Source organism: Candidatus Avoscillospira sp. LCP25S3_F1, assembly GCF_052117125.1.
Taxonomy (GTDB): Bacteria; Bacillota; Clostridia; order Oscillospirales; family Oscillospiraceae; genus Avoscillospira_A.
Genome location: NZ_JBQKJT010000006.1, coordinates 59502 through 76464, shown reverse-complemented (window position 1 = coordinate 76464; position 16963 = coordinate 59502). Strand labels below are relative to the sequence as shown.

The 16963-nt window shown below is 58.9% G+C and carries 15 protein-coding genes and 1 tRNA gene; 6 read left to right on the top strand and 10 right to left on the bottom strand.

Translation table 11 applies throughout. The features are described from left to right. Position 1: 1 nt before the first annotated feature. On the top strand, positions 2–160 hold the full coding sequence (locus ACTQ33_RS06860; RefSeq protein WP_441463299.1) for a DUF1540 domain-containing protein: 159 nt from the start codon (positions 2–4) through the stop codon (positions 158–160). Positions 161–388: 228 nt separating this feature from the next. Here ACTQ33_RS06860 and ACTQ33_RS06855 read toward each other — a convergent pair whose 3' ends face one another. The 5 genes from ACTQ33_RS06855 to ACTQ33_RS06835 form a co-directional block, all read right to left on the bottom strand. Then, positions 389–1699 carry a sodium-dependent transporter gene (locus ACTQ33_RS06855; RefSeq protein WP_441463297.1) on the bottom strand — a complete coding sequence of 437 codons (1311 nt, stop codon included), beginning with the start codon at positions 1697–1699 and terminating at the stop codon, positions 389–391. 75 nt (positions 1700–1774) lie between these two features. Beyond that, positions 1775–2485 (bottom strand): DnaJ domain-containing protein, encoded by a 711-nt coding sequence (locus ACTQ33_RS06850; RefSeq protein WP_441463295.1) that lies wholly within the window; start codon positions 2483–2485, stop codon positions 1775–1777. Further along, complete coding sequence (locus tag ACTQ33_RS06845) at positions 2466–3326, bottom strand: DUF5685 family protein (RefSeq protein ID WP_441463293.1); 861 nt, start codon at positions 3324–3326, stop codon at positions 2466–2468. The genes ACTQ33_RS06850 and ACTQ33_RS06845 overlap by 20 nt, the downstream gene beginning before the upstream one ends. A 71-nt stretch (positions 3327–3397) precedes the next feature. Then, positions 3398–4240: a YihY/virulence factor BrkB family protein gene (locus tag ACTQ33_RS06840; RefSeq protein WP_441463291.1), complete on the bottom strand. Its 843-nt coding sequence runs from the start codon at positions 4238–4240 to the stop codon at positions 3398–3400. 181 nt (positions 4241–4421) lie between these two features. After that, a complete protein-coding gene (locus ACTQ33_RS06835; protein ID WP_441463289.1) occupies positions 4422–4994 on the bottom strand; it encodes an HdeD family acid-resistance protein in 573 nt (190 codons plus the stop codon). 216 nt (positions 4995–5210) lie between these two features. On the opposite strand from ACTQ33_RS06835, the gene ACTQ33_RS06830 reads away from it, so the two are divergent. After that, a tRNA-Gln gene (locus tag ACTQ33_RS06830) sits at positions 5211–5284 on the top strand. Between the two features lie 175 nt (positions 5285–5459). Then, entirely contained in the window at positions 5460–6677 is a 1218-nt protein-coding gene (gene pepT / locus ACTQ33_RS06825) for a peptidase T (protein ID WP_441463287.1), read from the top strand. A gap of 68 nt (positions 6678–6745) precedes the next feature. Here the strand turns inward: pepT and ACTQ33_RS06820 are convergent, their stop codons facing one another. The 5 genes from ACTQ33_RS06820 to ACTQ33_RS06800 form a co-directional block, all read right to left on the bottom strand. Beyond that, on the bottom strand, positions 6746–8611 hold the full coding sequence (locus ACTQ33_RS06820) for a peptide ABC transporter substrate-binding protein (RefSeq protein WP_441463285.1): 1866 nt from the start codon (positions 8609–8611) through the stop codon (positions 6746–6748). 66 nt (positions 8612–8677) lie between these two features. Next, complete coding sequence (locus ACTQ33_RS06815; protein WP_441463283.1) at positions 8678–9661, bottom strand: ABC transporter ATP-binding protein; 984 nt, start codon at positions 9659–9661, stop codon at positions 8678–8680. Further along, entirely contained in the window at positions 9658–10680 is a 1023-nt protein-coding gene (locus ACTQ33_RS06810) for an ABC transporter ATP-binding protein (protein ID WP_441463281.1), read from the bottom strand. Before ACTQ33_RS06810 ends, ACTQ33_RS06815 begins: the two co-directional genes overlap by 4 nt. A 21-nt stretch (positions 10681–10701) precedes the next feature. Further along, positions 10702–11763: an ABC transporter permease gene (locus ACTQ33_RS06805; RefSeq protein ID WP_441463279.1), complete on the bottom strand. Its 1062-nt coding sequence runs from the start codon at positions 11761–11763 to the stop codon at positions 10702–10704. Between the two features lie 21 nt (positions 11764–11784). Further along, positions 11785–12714, bottom strand: coding sequence for an ABC transporter permease (locus tag ACTQ33_RS06800; RefSeq protein ID WP_441463277.1), 930 nt, complete (start codon positions 12712–12714; stop codon positions 11785–11787). Between the two features lie 1524 nt (positions 12715–14238). Between ACTQ33_RS06800 and ACTQ33_RS06795 the strand changes: the two genes are divergently transcribed. From ACTQ33_RS06795 to ACTQ33_RS06785, 3 genes are read left to right on the top strand one after another with little or no spacing between them, the layout of a single operon-like run. Next, positions 14239–15534, top strand: coding sequence for an RnfABCDGE type electron transport complex subunit C (locus tag ACTQ33_RS06795; protein ID WP_441463275.1), 1296 nt, complete (start codon positions 14239–14241; stop codon positions 15532–15534). Then, positions 15528–16427 (top strand): RnfABCDGE type electron transport complex subunit D, encoded by a 900-nt coding sequence (locus tag ACTQ33_RS06790; RefSeq protein ID WP_441463273.1) that lies wholly within the window; start codon positions 15528–15530, stop codon positions 16425–16427. The genes ACTQ33_RS06795 and ACTQ33_RS06790 overlap by 7 nt, the downstream gene beginning before the upstream one ends. A 1-nt stretch (position 16428) precedes the next feature. Continuing rightward, entirely contained in the window at positions 16429–16962 is a 534-nt protein-coding gene (locus tag ACTQ33_RS06785; RefSeq protein ID WP_441463271.1) for an FMN-binding protein, read from the top strand. Position 16963 lies beyond the last annotated feature (1 nt).

Below are 16963 nucleotides of genomic sequence, written 5' to 3'. Positions count from 1 at the left end.
TATGAACGCCAATAAATGCATTGCCTGCACCGTCAAGAATTGCACCCACCACTGCGGCGCTGAGAACTACTGCTCCCTGGAGAAGGTGAGCATCGGCACCCATGAGAGCAACCCCTCCATGGATCAGTGCACCGATTGCCTGTCCTTCTGCAAGAAGTAAGATCGGCCTGATATGGCACAGTCTCCGAAACCACAAGGCTTCGGAGACTGTGTTTTTTTATTTTTTTGCATGGGTGGCGGCAACTGGCGCCATGGCGCTCACGTGCGGCGGGCGGGCGTTTCGCCCCGTGCGCGGGGCGACCGGGGGCGCTGCCCCCTGGACCCCTGCGATTTTTTGAAAAAAATCGAGTAAAACTTTGAATGTTTAAGATTGGGTGGCGCCGCTGTTTTAGCCGATACCGCCGTAGTAGATGCCCAGGACCACGACAGCCGCTGCCAGAATCACATAGAAATAGGCGATGACGTCGAATTGACGGCCTAGGGGACGGCTGCGGCCGATGTTCAGCTCCGCCTTGATATTCTTCATGCCCAGAATGAAATAGATAAACACTGCGCACAGCACCGCGCCGAAGGGGGCAATATAGATGGTGACGGCGTCCAGCCACGCGCCCATGTCGGGCAGGGCTTCCAGGAACACGGATACGGCAAAGGTGACAATACCGATGATGCAGATGGACAGGGTCCGGCCCAACTTCAACTGGGAGGACAGGGCTTCGCTGCACGCCTCAAACATATTGATAAGAGACGTGATACCGGCGAAGAATACGGACACAAAGAACAAAATGGCGAAAATCTGACCGGCGGGCATCTGATGGAACACCTGGGGCAGCGTCACAAACATCAGAGACGGGCCGGAGGTGGGGTCGATGCCGAAAGCGAACACGGCGGGAATGATGGCAAAGCCCGCCAACAGCGCTGCCAGGGTATCCAGAAGGGCAGTCATGCCGGAATGCTTGATGATGTCTTCATCCCGGCGCATATAGCTGCCGTAGATCAGCATACCCGCGCCGTTGATGGACAGGGAGAAGAAGGCCTGTCCCATGGCCATGACCCACGTTTCCGGCACCAGCAGGTAGCTCCAGTCGGGCTTCAGCAGGTAGGCGTAGCCCTTGGAGGAGCCGTCCAGGAAGAAGACGCGGATGGCAATGATGACGAACAGGACGAAGAAGGTGGGCATCATGATTTTGCTGATTTTCTCGATGCCGCTGGATACCCCTTTGATGAGGATGAGAACCGTGGCGACAATGACGATCAGGTGCCAGGGAATGGAGCCGAAGCTGACGGCCAGCGAATCAAAATAGCCCTGGGAATTGGATGTCAGCACCGAACCGGTGAACGCGCCGGCGCAGTACCGCAGCACCCAGCCCAGCACCACCGAATAGCCGATGGCGATGCCCAGGACGCCCAGCAGGGGCAGGGTGCCGATGAGGTTGCCGCCCTTTTTGCCCTTGGCTTTCAATACATAGTCGAAGGAACCGGCGGTACCCGTGCCTGTGAGACGGCCAAAGGCAAATTCCGCCGACAATCCCGCGTAGCTGAACAGGGCCACAAAGATAAAATAGGGAATCAGAAACGCTCCGCCGCCGTACTGGCCCACCCGGTAGGGAAACAGCCAGATATTGCCCATGCCCACCGCCGAGCCGACGGCGGCCAGCACAAAGCCGATGGAGCTTTTGAATTGTGCACGCTCTTTCTTCATTTGTGTGTACCTCCAAAGTGTTTCCGGCGCAAAAGAACCCCGCGCCGTATGGGGGTGAACGGGGTTGGGGCGGCTTCAGCGGTAGAAGCCGAAGCCGCAGGGATAGCAGCAGGAACCGCCGCTGCAACAGGCGTTGCAGAGACAGAACAGGGCCACCGTTTTGCAGGGGTCGAATTGGGCCACGCCGCCCCGGTACGCCTGCTGGTGCTGGGTGTAGACCCGGCCCGTCTGCTCCAGCTGCTGGAGCACCTGCCGGTAACGGAGATTGCCGGGTTCCATCTCCACGGCGCGCCGGGCGTGTTCCAGCGCCGTCGTCCGGTTGCCCAGCTGGCTGTTGGCCACGGCGCTGAGATAGTACCACTGGGCCGTCCGGCGGGACACGTCCAGACCCGACAGGGCGTTAATGGCCTCCCGGTACCGGCCGAACTGGATGTAGTTCTCCGCCGCACGGATTTCCGACGGCGTGGTGCGCTCGTATTCGGCCTGCTGTCGCCGCTGGGCCTCATACCAGGCGGAAAAGGGATCGCCGTAGCCGCCGCCGAAGGGGCTGCCGCCGCCGTAGGGATTGCCGCCGGGCTGGCCGTAGGGGTTCTGCTGGGCCTTTTCGGGGTTTTTGATCTGATCGTAGGCGGCGTTGATCTCGTTCATTTTCTTGGCGGCTTCTTCTTCGTTGCCCGGATTCATGTCCGGGTGGTATTTCTTGGCCAACCGCCGGTAGGCCTGTTTGATCTCGTCGTCGGACGCGTCGGGGCTGACGCCCAATACCTTATACGGGTCGGATATCATGGGACCCTCCTTCGTTTTGGCTGTTCTGTTTCCGCAGCGCGCTTTCGTAGCGCTGCCATACGCCGGAGTAGAGGATATTGCGCAGAAGCTCCAGATCCTGCACCAGGGGCAGACGCTCAAAGGCCGCTGTGGCTTCCCCCAGGAGCATGGTCAGCATGGGGCGGAAGTCCGCCAGGGTCCGGCCCTCGGCGGCCCAGTGGGACAGGGGATTGTAGCGGCCTTTTGTCCGGTCCTCCGGCAGGTCCAGGGCCGCATCCAGCAGGTAGACAAAGCGGCCCAACCCCTGGCCCACGGTCCGCAGATCGTCGGCCCAGCGGTCCTCCCGCCAGACAAACACTTCCCCCAGCAGATGGGCGAAGGCGTTGGCGGCCCCGTCGGGGTCCGGAACCCCGGCGGCCTCAATGGCCGAAAGCCGGTCCAGAGACGCGGTGATGGCTCCGCTCTGCCGGGGATAGCGGTCCTGTACGGCCCGGACAGGACGGCGCAGCAGCTGCCATAAGGCCAGCTTGGGCAGATTCCGGTCGTCCTGCCAGTCGTCCAGGCAGTTGTACGCGGCCAGGGCGGCGTTCATGGCGGCGCCGTAGTTGGTGGCGTCGTTGTGCCAGTGGGGCCGGGACTTCACCGGATGGACGGCGCAGCGGCCCAGGCCCGCCGTCTCCTCCGGCTCATAGAGGGAGGACAGCAGCAGCACCAGAAAGGTCATATCGTAGGTCAGCGTCAGACGGCTGACGGCGGAGCATTCCCGGCCCAGCCGGCGGCACAGGCCGCAGTAACAGGCGGCGTACCGGGTACGCTGTTCCTCCGTCAGCAGGCGGGCATCGGCGGTGATGTATCCGAACACGGCGGTATCCTTTCAGTTAACAGACTGTCCTGATAGGATACCACAGAATTGTGACCGTTTTGTGACAACCGTCATGGATTTTTCAGAAATTCCCGCAGGGTGCGGAGATTCAGCTTGCCCTGCTCCGACAGGTGGCAGAGGACGCCGCCCCAGAAGACAATGCACATGCAGATATACAGCCACAACATACCCAAAACCACCGCCGTCATGCTGCCGTAGAAATAGGACCCGCCGCCGCCGTGGTCCACATAGATGGAGAACAGCCAGGAAAAGGTCATCCAGCCAATGGCCGTCACAATGGCCGGTGGTACCACATTGCGCAGGCGCATGGGTTTGGCGGGGAAAAAGGCAAAAATCATGGTGAACAGCAGAGACAGCAGTCCCAGGGTCAGGAGATTTCTCTGATGGACCAGCCGGGCCACGGCTTCCAGAATCCAGATGTCCCACTGATCGGCCAGATGCAGCAGGAACTGGCCGAAGACGTGGAGGGCCAGGGTGACAAACAGGGCGATAATCAACAGAAAGGTGTAGAAAATGGCCGTCAGCCGCCGCCGGATATAGCTGCGGGACTCGTCGGCGCCCAGAATGGCGTTGATGCCGTTGAGCATACCGTAGACGCCCCGGGAGGCGGCCCACAGGGCCACGATGACCGAGACCGAGGCCACCGCCAGCAGATTGGAGGTGTACAGGTCCCGGACGAAATCCTCCGCCGTGGACATGACGGCGTCGGGCAGAATCTGCTCCATCATGGTCAGCAGGTCCTGGAGCGTCCAGGGCAGATAGCGCAGCAGCGACACCACCAGGGTCAGCAGCGGTACAATGGACAACAGCATAAAGAAGGAGGCACCGGCGGCCAGGGTGGAAATATTATAGCCACGGAAATACCGGGCGGCGGTCTGAAATTTACCGAGCAATGGACGATCCTCCCATCTGCCGTCCGAAAAATGTCGGACGGGACTTAGTATAGCGAAGAAACGGGCGATGTGCAATAGATATTCTCAGTTTCTGCACCAGCTCTCCATCCTATGCGGCGCAATCCGGCGTCAGAACGAAAAAAGCGGACGAAACCGTCCGCTTTTTGCAGGAAGGAGCCGGTTACTCCTCGTATACGATATCCAGATCATCAGGGCCTTGGCGGAAGTGGCGGGTGGTGTAGAGCACCACAAAGAGATTCTGCACACCCTCGATGATGAGGGTGATGCCCAGGAGCATCATCAGCGCCCGGGCTCCGGCAAAGGGGTTGAAGATCAGCAGCAGACCGGCGGCGGCTGACAGGAGGGCGGCGGCCAGAACGCTCCACCAGCGGTTCAGGCCCATGCGGTGGGCATCCAATGCCGTGCGCAGCTTCAAAAGGCCGTCGATGAGAATGAACAGGCCGATGAGCAGCTGCAACAGGGACAGAACATTGCCAGGATGGAAACAGAGGATGATGCCGAACACCAGAGCCAGAGCGCCCAGGACCAGATCAAACTGGAATGCCAGGCTGGTACCATCCTTGGTAAAGTAGCTGATGAGTTTGGCTACGCCGAAAAGCATGCTGACGCCGCCGACAAGATAACAGATGGTATAGAGGGATTGCAGAGGCCAGATGGCCACCACCAGGCCCAACAGAATCAGGGCCGAGGAGAGAAGAATATAAAACCGCTTGGCTTGTTGCATCCAGTTCATAAAGTTGTGCCTCCCAAGAATACGAGCAGATGGGGATAGTATATGCCGGATTTCTTGGGTCCATCATAGCACCCCAGGCCACGGGACACAAGGGAAAAAAGAAAATCAAAAATTTTTTAAAAAAGGTGTTGACATTTTTCGTGATTCGTGTATAATAATCATGCACTGAGGCGCTGTACCAAAACGAAACGCCAAAAACGGTGCAAAACACAAGATAGCGGGTTTGTGTAATGGTAGCACACCGGACTCTGACTCCGTTTGTGAGGGTTCGAATCCTTCACCCGCTGCCAATCCTCGACTGCAATAGCGGTCGGGGATTTTTTATATTCTTTCGCCGGTACGGTCGGCCAAAACATGGCCGATATCGGTCGAACGGCGGCGGCCTTGACAGGGCGCGGTTCCTGTTGTAACGTAGTCATATGGGCCGGAAGGCCCGGATTTTACAGGAAAGGAACCATTTGGAATATGAGAGCATATGAACGACTGATCCGCTACGCCAAAATTTACACCACATCCGATCCCAAGAGCGAGACGTTCCCCTCCACGGCCCGCCAGCTGGACCTGGCCAAGCTGCTGGTGGAGGAACTGCACCAGATGGGCGTTGCCGACGCCCGTGTGGATGAGAACGGCTACGTCTACGGCTCCATCCCTGCCACGCCCGGCTATGAGGACAAGCCCGCCCTGGGTCTGATTGCCCATATGGATACGGCCCCCGACGCCCCCGGTGAGAACGTCAACCCCATTCTCCATGAGAACTACGACGGCAGCGACGTGGTTCTGGGCGGCGACACGGTGCTGACGGTGAAAAAATTCCCCTTCCTGGCCGATCTGAAGGGCGAGACGCTGATCACCGCCGACGGCACCACCCTGCTGGGCGCCGACGACAAGGCCGGTGTGGCCGAGATCATGACGGCAGCGGAGCGGATTCTGTCCGGCAATATGGCCCACGGCAAAGTGTGCATCGGCTTCACCCCCGACGAAGAGGTGGGCAAGGGCGCCGACCGCTTCGATATTCCCGGCTTCGGCGCCGACTATGCCTACACCTTGGACGGCGGCGACGTGGGCGGCATCGAATATGAGAACTTCAACGCTTCTTCCGCCACGGTGGAGATTCACGGCTTCTCGGTCCATCCCGGCGACAGCAAGGACAAGATGATCAACGCCCTCAATGTGGCCATGGAGTTCCATGCCGCCCTGCCGGCCATGGAGCGGCCGGAGCACACCGAGGGCCGGGAGGGCTTCTACCACCTGTGCCACATGAGCGGCAACATCACCGATGCCAAGCTGGAGTACATCCTGCGGGACCACGACGCCGACAAGCAGCAGAACAAAAAGGACTATCTGCTGCTGGTGGCCAAGCGGCTCAATGACAAGTACGGCGCGGACACCGTCACGGTGACCCTGGCCGACCAGTACCGCAACATGGTGGAGCAGATTATGCCCCACTTCCATCTGGTGGAGACGGCCCAGGAGGCCATCCGCAGAACGGGTTTGCAGCCGGTGGCGGTTCCGGTCCGCGGCGGCACCGACGGCGCCCGTCTCAGCTGGATGGGCCTGCCCTGTCCCAACTTGGGTACCGGCGGCTTCAATTATCACGGTACCGCCGAGTGTATCACTGTGGAGCGTATGGACAAGGCCACCGATATCATCCTGCATATCATCGAGCTGTTCGCCCAAAAATGAAACGTCATTCACCGCAAAAAAGCCCGGAGCCGATTGGCTCCGGGCAATTTTTATGGAGATACGTCCAATTAGCCCTCGATGGTGCAGTACATGAAGTACTTGTAGCCCAGGGGGTTGGAGTAGAAGCCCTTGACACTGCTGTCCAGCATATAGATGTCGGTGTAGAAGTACAGGGGCACGATGCAGCCGGTCTCCATCAGCATGTCTTCGGCCAGATGCATCATCTCATAACGGGTGTCATTGTCGGTGCAGGACTTGATCTCAGAGATCAGCACGTCGTAGGTGTCGGCCCAAGTGGCGTTCTCCACGGTGTAGTCGATGCCGTAGGGCGTCAGATCGAGGCTGTAGGCAGCCACGGCGGCATGGTCGCCCTTGCCGTACTGAACGTCGTTGTTGCCGGAGGCGGTGGTCCACATGTCCAGGAAGGAGATGGGATCGTTGTAGTCGGCCAGCCAGCCGTTCCGGGCGATGGAGTAAGCGCCGTCCTTACGGCTGTTCAGGAAGGTGTTCCACTCCTGGTTCTCCAGGTTCAGGGTGATGCCCACGCTGGACAGAGCGCTGGCCAGATACTCGCCGATGGCCTTGTGGGAGTCGCCGGTGTTGTACAGGTAGGTCAGAGCGGGGAAGTTGGTGAACTGGCCGGTGGCCTCGTCGTAGTCATAGTACTTCTTCAGGGTCTCGATGGCGCTGGCGAAGTTGGACTCGTAAGCCTCGGGGGACACGTCATAGTAGCCGGGGTAGTCGTTGCCGCCGGCGGTCTCATAGAACTGGGTGCCGTCGGGGTTGGTAATGCCCATGGCCACGAAGGAGGAAGCGGGCTTCTGGCCGCCCTGGGCCACGCTCTCCACGATGTAGTTGCGGTCGAACAGCAGGGAGATGGCGTTGCGGATCTCCGATCTGGCGTTCTCGGCGTCGACGCCGGTCAGGCCGGAACCCTCGGGCAGGATGTCCTCATTGATGTTCCAGCAGACATAGTAGGTGCCCAGCTGACCCACGACGAAGTACTCGTCGGGATAGGCGGTCTGCAGGTTGGCGATTTCGTTGGTGGGCACATCGTCGATGAGCTGCCAGCTGCCGTTCTCAAAGTTGGTCAGCATGTTGTTGGAGTCATCGGACAGGTAGAAGTTGATCTGGGGCATGGTGACGAGATCAGCATCCACATAGTGCTCGTTCTTGGTCAGGGTGATGACGCTGTTGTGCTCCCAGCCGGTCAGCGTGTAGGGACCGTTGGACACATAGGTGGAGGGATCAGTGGCCCAGGATTCGTTGGCGACCACGTCCTCACGGACCGGGTAATAGGTGGGGAAAGCCAGCAGCTCATTCCAGTAGGAAACGGCATTGGCCAGGGTGACCACGATGGTCTTGTCATTGGGGGCCTCAACGTTCAGCTTGGCATCGGGGTTGACGAAGTTACCGGCCTCGTCGGTCTCCCAAATGTCGGCGTAGCCGTCCACGACCTCGAACATGTAGCCATAGTCGGCAGCCAGGTCCACAGAGGCGGCGCGGTTCCAGGCAAAGACGAAGTCACCGGCGGTGACAGGCTCGCCGTCGGACCAGGTCAGGCCGTCGCGCAGGGTGTAGGTGTAAGTGACGGTGCCGTCCTCGTTGACGACGCCTTCCACCAGCTCCTCAGCAGCGTCGGGGGCGATGACCAGGTTGCCATCCGCATCCTGCTTCCAGGTAGCCAGACCGGAGAACAGGTGGGCCACCATGGTGGCGCCGTCTACGGTGGAGTTCAGAGCGGGGTCGATGGTGTCGGGCTCAGAGGCCAGACAGACGGACAGCGCGCTGCCGTCGGTAGTGGTGGTGGTACCGCCGTTCTCCGTGGTGGTGGAGCCGTTATCGGCGGTATCGCCGGTGGTGTCCTTGCTGCCGCAGGCAAACATGGACAGGGCCATGGTCAATGCAAGGACCAATGCCACAAACTTTTTCATTTTTGGTTCTTCCTTTCCAAAAAGATATCCAATATGCACGGTGTGCACATATTGACGAGAGTGGGATTACGCCTGGTCCAGATGGTGGCAGGCGACGAAGTGACCGCTGGACACCTCACGGAATTCCGGCATGGCCTCGGCGCACAGTTTGGTGGCGCGGGGGCAGCGGGTCCGGAAGGGGCAGCCGGAGGGGGCGTTGAGGGGACTGGGGATGTCGCCGGTCAGCATAATGCGCTGGTTGGCCCGGGCGATCTTGGGATCGGGTACCGGCACCGCCGACAGCAGGGATTTAGAGTAGGGATGCAGGGGATGATTGTAAATCTCCTCGGCGTCGGCCAACTCCACCATCTTGCCCAGGTACATGACGGCGATGCGGTCACTGATATGCCGCACCACCAGAAGGTCGTGGGCGATGAACAGGTACGTCAGGCCCAGCTTTTCCTGGAGCTCGTCGAACATATTGATAACCTGGGCCTGAATGGACACGTCCAGGGCGGAAACAGGCTCGTCACAGACGATGAAATCGGGATTCACGGCCAAGGCCCGGGCGATGCCGATGCGCTGGCGCTGACCGCCGGAGAACTCATGGGCGTAGCGGGAGGCGTGCTCACTGTTGAGGCCCACATGGCCCATCAGCTCCAGGATTCGCTCCCGGCGCTCCTCCTTGGAGGAGTAGAGCTTGTGGACGTCCAGGGGTTCGCCGATGATATCGGAGACGGTCATGCGGGGATTCAGGGAGGAATAGGGGTCCTGGAACACCATGGTGGCCTTCTTGCGGAACTCGTTGATGTCCTCCTTGGTTGTAATGCGCTTGCCGTTGTACCACACCTCGCCGGCGGTGGGCTTGTACAGATGCAGGATGGTGCGGCCCACAGTGGTCTTGCCGCAGCCGGATTCGCCCACCAGACCCAGGGTTTCTCCCTTGCGGATGGAGAAGGAGACGCCGTCCACTGCCTTCAACGGCTTGGACTTGAACAGTCCCATGTTGATATTGAAGTGCTGCTTCAGGTCCTTGACTTCCAGCAACGGCTGGTTTTTCTGCTCACTCATTGGGCGTCACTCCCTTCGTTGGTGTTATCCAGCGACAGCTCGCCGGATTCCAGACCCAGCTTGACGTTCATCCAGCAGGCCGCCTGGTGCATGTCGTTGATCTGCATGCGCTGGCAGCGCTCCCGCAGGCAGATTTTCATGGCTGCGTCGCAGCGGGGCGCAAAGGGACATCCCGCGGGCATGTTCAGCAGGTCGATGGGCGTACCGGTGATGGGCCGCAGCTTTTGGCCCGCCGTCTCCGCCGAGGGGATGGACCGCATCAGACCCTTGGTGTACTCGTGGCGGGGATTGTAGAAAATCTCGTCGGCGGTACCCTGCTCGCAGATGGAACCGGCGTACATGACGATGACTTCGTCGCACATCTGGGCCACAACGCCCAGGTCGTGGGTGATCATAATGATGGCCATGCCCAGCTCCTTTTGCAGCTGCTGCATCAGCTCCAGAATCTGGGCCTGAATGGTGACATCCAGGGCCGTGGTGGGCTCGTCGGCAATCAAAATATCGGGCTCACAGGCCAGAGCCATGGCGATCATGATACGCTGGCGCATACCGCCGGAGAATTCAAAGGGGTACTGCTTCATGCGCTTTTCCGGCTCGTTGATATTGACCAGCCGCAGCATTTCAATGGCCCGTTCTTTGGCCTGCTGCTTGTTGCGGTCGGTGTGGAGGATGATGGCCTCCATGAGCTGATGGCCGATGGTGTAGGTGGGGTTCAGAGAGGTCATGGGGTCCTGGAAGATAATGGATACCTTGTTGCCGCGGACGGTCTTCATGACCTTTTCGCCGCATCCCACCAGCTCCTGGCCGTCCAGCTTGATGGAGCCGCCGACAATTTTGCCGGTGGAGGCCAGAATCTGCATGATGGAATAGGCAGTGACGGACTTGCCGGAACCGGATTCGCCCACAATGCCCAGAACCTTGCCGTGGTCCAGGTTGAACGACACGCCGTTGACAGCCTTCACCTCACCGGCGTCGGTGAAAAAGGAGGTATGGAGGTCTTTTACTTCAAGCAATGCCATGGTTGTTCATACGCTCCTTTCTCAGCTGTTGAGCTTGGGATCAAAGGCATCGCGCAGGCCGTCGCCGAAGAGGTTCAGGGACAGCACGATGAGAGAGATCACAATGGCGGGGAAGATCAGACGGTAGGGGTACGAGTTCAGACCGTTGAGGGCCTCGGAGGCCAGAGAGCCCAGAGAGGGCATGGGGGCGTTGACGCCCAGGCCCAGGAAGGACAGGTAGCTCTCGGTGAAGATGGCGCTGGGGATTTGCAGGGCCGTGGAAATGATGATGACGCTGATGCAGTTGGGAATCAGGTGCTTGGTGATGACCCACTTGCCCCGCGCGCCGGTGGCCCGGGCGGCCAGAACGTACTCCTGCTCCCGGAGGGACAGAATCTGACCGCGGATCAGACGGGCCATGGAGACCCAGTACAGCAGGCCGAAGACGATGAACAGACTGATCATGTTGGTGCCCAGCCGGGCCAGTACGGTGCCTTCCAACACCGGCTCCAGAGCTTGCTTCAGTACGGTTGCCAATAGAATGATCATCAGCATATCCGGCAGGGAGTAGATGATATCGACGATGCGCATGATGACCAGATCGACCTTGCCGCCGCAGTAACCGGCGATGGAACCGATGGTCATGCCGATGACCAGCACAATGATGCTGGCGAAGAAGCCGACGGCCAGGGAGACGCGGGCGCCGTAGATGACGCGGATGAAGTAGTCGCGTCCGGCGGCGTCGGTGCCGAAGATGTGGGGGAAGACGGACTCGCCGGCGTCGATCATCTTCTGCTCCGTGGCACCGTATTCAAAAGGCGCCAGATTGTTATAGGAAGCGTCCACGGGCTTGCCGGGTACCACACCCAACGCCTGATCGTAGGAGTAAGGCCAGAACATGGGCAGGAAAATGGACATGAGGGCGATGATGATAATAATGAAGAAGCAGACCGTGGCGACCTTGTTCTTCAGCAGACGCTTGACGCCGTCCTGGAAGAACGTGGACGAGGGACGCATCTGCACCATGTATTCCTTTTCAGCCTCGGTAGCGGGGATGAAATCATCCATTTTAATGTGGAGGCCCGGAAATTTTATCTTATCCATATGAAACTGTCAGCCTCCTTGTTATTCCAAATTGATGCGGGGATCGACGACCCTATAGAGGATGTCGGTAATCAAATTCATGATGACGATGAGGACGGCCAGTACAATGGTAGTACCCATGACCAGGGGGTAGTCGCGGCCGGTGATGCTGTTAACGAAGGAGCGGCCAATGCCGGGCACAGAAAAGATCTTCTCCACCACCAGGGAACCGGTGACAATGTAGGCCAGCATGGGACCCAGGTAGGTCAGCACGGGGATAAGGGAGTTTTTCAGCGCGTGGCCGAAGATGATGCGGTATCCGGCCACGCCCTTGGCCCGGGCGGTGCGGATGTAGTCCTGACCCAGCACGTCCAGCATGGAGGAACGGGTCAGACGAGTGATGTAGGCGGCGGGATACAGGGCCAGAGTGATGACAGGAAGAATCAGGCCGGAGGCTGTGGTGCCGTTGGCGGGCAGAATGCCTAGTTTCAGGGCAAACAGTACCAGTAACAGGGAGCCCATAATAAAGGAGGGCATGGAGACGAAGGCCGTGGTGATGACCATGATGATCTTGTCGATGAGTTTGTTGCGGCGCAGAGCGGCAACAGAGCCTAAAATAATGCCCACCACAGCGGCGCCGGCGGCGGCAATGACGCCCAACTTGGCCGAGACCTTGATACCGTCGCCGATGATGTCAATGACATCACGGCCGCGCTGCTTCAGGGAGGGGCCAAAATCCAGCCTGGTTACAACATCCTTTAAATAGGTGATGTACTGCTCAAACACCGGCTTGTCCAGGCCGTACTTAGCCTCCATGGCCGCCTGAGCGGCGGGCGTGACGGCTTTCTCACTGAGAAACGGGCCGCCGGGGATGATACGCGTGACAAAGAACGTCACGGTGATCACCACCCATACGGTCAAAATCGCCAGCAGAATTCGTTTGAGGATGTACAGCAGGGTTTTTGAATTCACAGGGGGTTCACCTCATTTCAAGTTTGTGGAGAAAGCCGACTTTTTGCAACAAAAAGTCATGCAAGGGTGACCCTTGCATGATACAGGCTCCCATCCGAATGCAATCTCAAACCCAAGATACTTTACTAGATTATACAAACATCTACGTAAAAAAGCAAGTAAAAATCCGTTCTTTTTTCAAAAAACCGCCGATATTGATGAAAATAGTGCGGTTTTTATAATTAGTGAAAAAAAGTACCAACGGACCTGTCCATGACGGACGGATGAAGAGGGCTTGCAAAATGGTGCAAACATCTGCAACGGAATGGAGAAAGAAACTGTATCTCTGACAAAGACAAATGATTGTAGAAAGTGTAAAAAATTTTTCGGTAAAAAATTCTGCAAGAGAAAAAATCAATTATTTTCAGGGGTAGAATGTGACATGACAACAGAAACAGGGTTGGCTGGAAGAAAAAGGTGTCCGCCTGACGGGGACAATCTAAATGAACTGCATTTCAAATGTAAACTTTTTGCCATAAAACCGGTGGGGTAAAGGATGTGCCGGCAGGGGTAAAAACCGTCGGTGGGAGCCAATGTCCCTGGGAAAAGTCCAACAAAAACCAAGAAAACAAGATGGGCAGTCCGCGCAATCGGAACGGGGTCCGCTGCAAAGCGGTGGGTGCGGCAGCTCCGGAGGGGGAGAACCCTATAATCATACAATATGTAGGAGGAATTCAGTTGGAGCATTTCGGCTAGCACGGTGAAAGTCCTGGAAAACCCCACGAAGTTCTAAAAAGAATCAAATCCGATTTTGTTAAAAGTGATAAAAAGAGAATCCTGTGAAACCGTATGGTCGAACCCGTCGGGGGAGCTGGCTGCCGGATGAAAACGACAAATAGACGGACAAGAGGTGCGGGGGAATTTTTCTGTCAATTTGGGGCATCTGCCGGGAAGATGGACGGGAAATCGTATGATATTTCAGAGAAAACCCGGAAGACACTGGGTGGAATCATGGGGAATTTTACAGGACATTCCCAGGGGCAGCACGGCAAAAGCGTGGGAAACTCTGTCAGAGAAATTGTACAAAAAAATAAAAGACCGCCGAAGGTGTCCAGGCCCCAGGAGCGAGGGCCGGACAGGCGGCGGCGGACCGGTGCGCAGGAGGGAATTTCCGGCAATATGAACCAATTTCTCTTTTCCGCGGGGCAATGGTAAAAAACATCTTGCAAGTGGAAAAAGAATTGTGTATTATCAATTTGGATAGAAAAACTCAACTTTTAATCCGTAAAAAGTTATCGAAACATTTGTAGCGAGTTCTTCGTCACACGTTGGAAACAGAGAGGGGGCAGGGGTGGCAGCCCGGGAGATGCTGCCGGTCCCAAGGGTTCCGCCAGAGGGGAAATGCACCGTTCTGGCCGGCGAAATGGGAAAAAACCAGCAAAAAATTAAAAATTCCAGCAAGACAAATTGTATGAAGATTTGCACTGCCTTCCGGGGTGGTACCGGGGCGGACGGACGCCGCATCAAAAAGAGGAGTGAGTGATTTTGAAGAGAAGGGCGAAGGGTATCTTTGTTGCCGCCAATAAAAACACGGCCAACTGCACACCCGTGGAGCTGAAGGTCCCGCCGCGGGTCCGGCTGCCTCTGGCGCTGCTGGGTACCAATTCCAGCTCGTTCACGGTGAAAAAGGGCGACACGGTGGCCGTGGGCCAGCCCATTTCCACCTACGGCAGCGGCATTGGCGTGCCGCTCCATGCCACGGTGTCCGGTACTGTGGAGGGCATTGAAAAGCTGCGTCTGGCGACGGGCTATGTGGTGGACTCCCTGGTGATCGCCTCCGACGGCAAACAGACCGTCTGGGAAGGCGTCAAGCCGCCGGAGGTCCCCGACGCGCCGTCGTTCCTGGAAGCCATCCGCAGCAGCGGCCTGGTGGGCCTGGGCGGCGCGGGGTTTCCCACCTGGGTCAAGCTCAACGCATCGGTGGACCGGCTGATCATCAACGGTTCCGAGTGCGAGCCCTACTGCACCGCCGACCATGTGACCATGCGGGACTATGCCGCCGATCTGGCCGAGGGCATTGCCATCGTCCAGTCCCGGCTGGCCATTGAAAAGACCATCATCGGCGTCAAACACCCGCCCCAGGCGCTGCTGGACGCGTTCTCCCAGATCCCCAATGTAGAGATTCAGCAGCTGCGGGAGTTCTACCCCGTGGGCGCGGAAAAAATGCTGATTTTGGAGACCACGGGCCGGGTGGTACCCGGCGGCAAGCTGCCCAAGGACGTGGGCTGTATGGTCCTCAACGTCAACACCGCCGTGTTTATCGCCCGGTACTTACGGACCGGTATGCCCCTGGTCCAGAAGCTGGTCACCGTGGACGGTTCCGCCGTCCGGACGCCGGGACTGGTCATCGCTCCCATCGGCGCACCGGTGGAGGCCCTGTTCCGGGCCGTGGGCGGCTTCGTCCAGGAACCGGCCAAAATCATCTCTGGCGGCCCCATGATGGGTACGGCTCTGCCGGACCTGGAGTTCCCGCTGCTGTGGAACTGCGGCAGTCTCCTGGCCCTGGGGGCCAAAGAGGCCGTCAAGCCCGATTCCACCGCCTGCATCCGCTGCGGCCGCTGTGCCCAGCACTGTCCCATGAACCTCATGGCCTTTGAGATGACCGAGGCCTTCGCCCGCAAGGATGTGGACCGGCTGCGCCAGATCGGCGCAAGCCTCTGCATGGAATGCGGCTGCTGCGCCTACGTCTGTCCCGCCCATCGGGATTTGGTCACCAGCCATAAGCTCATGAAACGGTTCCTGGCCACACAGCCCAAAAAGGAGGAGGCGAAATCATGCTGAAACTCATGGTCGTATCGTCCGCACCCCATATCTGGGGCAAGGACAGCACCCATACCATCATGCGCGATGTGCTCATCGCCTTGGTCCCCGCCCTGCTGGCCTCCATCTGGATTTTCGGCATCCGGACGCTGGCCGTCACCATTGTCTGCGTCGGCGTAGCCCTGCTGGCCGAAGACCTGTTTGAACGGGCCACGGGCCGTCCCAATACGGTGAATGATCTGTCTGCCGCCGTCACCGGTACCCTGCTGGCCTTCTGCCTGCCTGCGGATATCCCGTACTGGGTGGCGGGTCTGGGCAGCGTCATCGCCATTGTAGTGGTGAAGCAGCTCTTCGGCGGCATCGGTCAGAACTTCGCCAACCCCGCCATCACCGCCCGCGTTATTCTGCTGCTGTGCGGCTTCGGCGGGGCCATGACCACCTTTAAAGTGGACGGCGTCACGTCGGCCACGCCCCTGGCCGACGGCGCGGTGTATCCGGGCCTTGGCGCCATGCTCCTGGGCACCCGCGGCGGCAGCCTGGGCGAGACCTGCACCATTGCGCTGCTTTTGGGCGGCGCGTACCTGCTGTACCGCCGGGTGATCACCTGGCACATCCCTGTGACGTACCTGGCCACGGTTCTGGTGGTGTCCCTGCTGGCCGGTCAAAACCTGGGCTTGCAGATGTTCGGCGGCGGCTTGATGCTGGGCGCATTTTTCATGGCCACCGATTACACCACGTCTCCCATGACCGACAAGGGCAAGCTGATCTATGGTGTGGGCTGCGGCCTGCTGACCATGATGATCCGCCTGTGGGGCTCTGTCCCCGAGGGCGTCAGCTACGCCATTCTGCTGATGAACATTCTCACGCCCCACATCGACCGTGTGGTGCGCATGAAGCCCCTGGGAGGTGCGTGATATGACGGCAACAAAAAAGAGTTCCCTGGCGGCGCCGGTGGTGGTCCTGACCGTCATTGCCTTCGCCATCGCCGCCATTCTGGCGTTTGTCAACGATTTGACGGCCCCCATCATCCAGGCTCAGGAGAAGGCCGCAGCACAAGCGGCATTGCTGGAGGTCATGCCCGACGGCACCGACTTCACCGATGTTACCGGCCTGGAGCTGCCGGAAAACGTGGTCAAGATTCAAAAGGCCGGAAACGGCGCCGGTTACGTCTTTACCACCTACGGCAAGGGCTTCGGCGGCAACATCCAGGTCATGGTGGGCATTGACCCGGCGGGCGCCATCACCGGTACCAAGGTCCTGACCCACGGTGAGAGCGCCGGTATCAGCGACCCCGTGGTGGGCGACGGCTCCGAGTTCCAGCAGCAGCTGCCCGGCGTCACGGACGTTTCGGAAATCGAAGCTGTCAGCGGCGCCACCAAGTCCTCGGGCGGCATGATCGCCGCCATCCAGGCGGCCTTTGACGCCCTGGCTCTGGTGGACGCAGAATAAG